The sequence below is a fragment of the Bacillus testis genome, from assembly GCF_001243895.1.
Lineage (GTDB): Bacteria > Bacillota > Bacilli > Bacillales > DSM-1321 > Bacillus_AD > Bacillus_AD testis.
In genome coordinates this window covers 189,971-193,231 of the sequence record NZ_LN851186.1, presented here as the reverse complement: position 1 = coordinate 193,231, position 3,261 = coordinate 189,971, and the positions used below count along the sequence as shown (strand labels likewise).

The window sequence follows — 3,261 nt, the reverse complement described above, 5'->3', positions numbered from 1 at the left end:
GACCATCTGCTCAAATGGGTAATCCTGTCCTGCTTTTAAAATCGGCAATACAAGCAACACATTGCGGATATCCGCCAATTCCGTATAAATATGTTCTTTTCTAAGCTCTTCTTGCAATGTGAAACCACTATAGGTCCCATCACTTTGAAGGACTGCCTTTAACAAATCAGCGCTGCCTCGTGCCGGTTGGAGCAATTTTATTCCTTCCAATGCGCTAAGTTCTTTTTTGAATGCCTCTATACATGATTTTGTATAATCCAAGTCCTCTTTAGTGAGCGTCCCGAGAAACGAACGTGCAAGGTCCAGTGATGCCATGATTGGATAAGATGGGCTGCTGCTTTGCAGAATCTGAAGATATTCCTTTATATTGTGGGGGAAGCGGCAATTTTGGCCAATATGCAGATAAGACCCCATTGTCATGGCCGGCAATGTTTTATGCGCTGACTGCACCACATAATCTGCTCCCATCGCTAAACTGCTTTTCATAAACGGCTCACCTGCAATAAAATGTGCACCATGTGCCTCATCAACCAACACTTGGACACCATGTTCATGCGCAAGGTGAATCGTTTCAGTCAAGTCCTCCCCGATCCCATAATACGTCGGATAAGTTAGAATCAATGCCTTTGCATCCACATAGGTGTCTAAGGCAGATTGTACGGTTGTGAACTCTACCTCTTCAGCCGTCCCCCACTCGTCATTGTAGCGGGGCGATAGGAATACAGGCTTCACTCTCGCCAATTCAAGCGCGTTCATAATGGACTTATGGCAATTCCTTTGAACAAGTACTGTATCTCCCGCTTTACAGGTTCCAAGTACCATCGCCAAGTTTCCCACAGTCGAGCCATTCACCAAAAAGAAGCTTTGCTGTGAATCGTAGAGAGCAGACAACAGCTCCTCGGCTTCTTTAATCACGCCTTCCGGTTCATGTAAATCATCAAGGCCTTCCAACTCAGTGCCGTCTAGCTTTAATATCTGTCCGAAATAATCATTTCCTTTATCTAAAAAAACCTGTCCGTTCTTATGGCCTGGCACGTGGAAAGAGACGGGTTTCTCGTCCGCGAACCTTTTTAGAGCGTCATATAAGGGTGTATGTTCTTGCTTCATTTACCTTGATCATCCTTTTCATTTCGTCTGTATCCACAGTTTAGCAAATATAAGTTCTTTGTAGACATACACGAAAATCTTTCTTCTTACATATACTTAGAAAACCTGTTGAAACTTATTATTCAGAAATATGTATGTGTTTTGTCAAAGTGGACAGAATGGATTTATGGAGGTGTCATGATGAAAAACAGTGAGAGCATGTTTCAGTCCTGCATCATATGCGAAGAAGAGAAAAAACAAGGGATTTTCCTTTATACTTCATTCATTTGCCAAGAATGTGAAACGGGTATTCTTCAGACAGAAACCTCAGATCCCATTTATCATTACTACTTGGATAAATTAAAGATGATCACACTTCCTCAAAGTTTTTTATAGTCCTCCTTCTTCACAAAATGCCTTCAAAAGCACAAGGCATTTTTTATTTTGCCCAATCCCCCTTTTTTACTGCAAAAAAAAAGACCAGCACTCGGCTGATCTTTCGTTTGCCTGGCAACGTCCTACTCTCGCAGGGGGAAACCCCCAACTACCATCGGCGCTGAAGAGCTTAACTTCCGTGTTCGGAATGGGAACGGGTGTGGCCTCTTCGCCATCATTACCAGACATGTATTTTTTTAAAAGGTTTATTCCTTCAAAACTAGATAACGGAAGGAGTAAGATTTTTGTTCAAACACGTAATCCAGCTACGGCTCCTAGCTTTTCGGTCGTTTCGGTTCGCCACTTCAAATCCAAAATCGGGATTTGTAGTGTCAACCCTCCAACGCCGTCAAAGCAGACAGTCGCCTTCGCTTTATATTTAGGTTAAGTCCTCGACCGATTAGTATTCGTCAACTCCATGTGTCGCCACACTTCCATCTCGAACCTATCAACCTGATCATCTCTCAGGGGTCTTACTAGCTTGACGCTATGGGAAATCTCATCTTGAGGGGGGCTTCATGCTTAGATGCTTTCAGCACTTATCCCGTCCGCACATAGCTACCCAGCGATGCCTTTGGCAAGACAACTGGTACACCAGAGGTGCGTCCATCCCGGTCCTCTCGTACTAAGGACAGCTCCTCTCAAATTTCCTACGCCCGCGACGGATAGGGACCGAACTGTCTCACGACGTTCTGAACCCAGCTCGCGTACCGCTTTAATGGGCGAACAGCCCAACCCTTGGGACCGACTACAGCCCCAGGATGCGATGAGCCGACATCGAGGTGCCAAACCTCCCCGTCGATGTGGACTCTTGGGGGAGATAAGCCTGTTATCCCCGGGGTAGCTTTTATCCGTTGAGCGATGGCCCTTCCATGCGGAACCACCGGATCACTAAGCCCGACTTTCGTCCCTGCTCGACTTGTAGGTCTCGCAGTCAAGCTCCCTTATGCCTTTGCACTCTACGAATGATTTCCAACCATTCTGAGGGAACCTTTGGGCGCCTCCGTTACATTTTAGGAGGCGACCGCCCCAGTCAAACTGCCCGCCTGACACTGTCTCCCACCCCGATTGAGGGGTGCGGGTTAGAATTTCAATACAACCAGGGTAGTATCCCACCGACGCCTCCACCGAAGCTGGCGCTCCGGCTTCAAAGGCTCCTACCTATCCTGTACAAGCTGTACCAAAATTCAATATCAGGCTGCAGTAAAGCTCCACGGGGTCTTTCCGTCCTGTCGCGGGTAACCTGCATCTTCACAGGTACTATAATTTCACCGAGTCTCTCGTTGAGACAGTGCCCAGATCGTTACGCCTTTCGTGCGGGTCGGAACTTACCCGACAAGGAATTTCGCTACCTTAGGACCGTTATAGTTACGGCCGCCGTTTACTGGGGCTTCGATTCAAAGCTTCGCTTGCGCTAACCTCTCCTCTTAACCTTCCAGCACCGGGCAGGCGTCAGCCCCTATACTTCGCCTTGCGGCTTCGCAGAGACCTGTGTTTTTGCTAAACAGTCGCCTGGGCCTATTCACTGCGGCTCTCTCGGGCTTGCACCCTACCAGAGCACCCCTTCTCCCGAAGTTACGGGGTCATTTTGCCGAGTTCCTTAACGAGAGTTCTCTCGCACACCTTAGGATTCTCTCCTCGCCTACCTGTGTCGGTTTGCGGTACGGGCACCTTTTATCTCGCTAGAAGCTTTTCTTGGCAGTGTAGAATCAAGAACTTCGGTACTAAATTTCCCTCGCT

At 47.5% G+C, this 3,261-nt stretch carries 2 protein-coding genes, 1 rRNA gene and 2 other annotated features; of the genes, 1 reads left to right on the top strand and 2 read right to left on the bottom strand.

Translation table 11 applies throughout. The annotated features are described in order from the left end of the window. Positions 1-1,107, bottom strand: a 1,107-nt coding sequence (locus BN1765_RS01420) for an aminotransferase class I/II-fold pyridoxal phosphate-dependent enzyme (protein WP_050613534.1), incomplete at its 3' end; no start/stop codon positions are given. Positions 1,108-1,284: 177 nt separating this feature from the next. Between BN1765_RS01420 and BN1765_RS01415 the strand changes: the two genes are divergently transcribed. Beyond that, a complete protein-coding gene (locus tag BN1765_RS01415) occupies positions 1,285-1,482 on the top strand; it encodes a sigma factor G inhibitor Gin (RefSeq protein ID WP_315969822.1) in 198 nt (65 codons plus the stop codon). 109 nt (positions 1,483-1,591) lie between these two features. Here the strand turns inward: BN1765_RS01415 and rrf are convergent. Then, positions 1,592-1,707: ribosomal RNA gene (gene rrf / locus BN1765_RS01410) — 5S ribosomal RNA — on the bottom strand. Positions 1,708-1,913: 206 nt separating this feature from the next. Beyond that, positions 1,914-2,784 (bottom strand) — a sequence feature (23S ribosomal RNA rRNA prediction is too short). Between the two features lie 9 nt (positions 2,785-2,793). Next, positions 2,794-3,139 (bottom strand) — a sequence feature (23S ribosomal RNA rRNA prediction is too short). Positions 3,140-3,261: the final 122 nt, after the last annotated feature.

What these genes read in the sequence shown, in the direction of transcription:
- BN1765_RS01415 (WP_315969822.1), top strand. Translation starts at nt 1,285, where the DNA reads ATGATGAAAAACAGTGAGAGCATGTTTCAGTCCTGCATCATATGCGAA.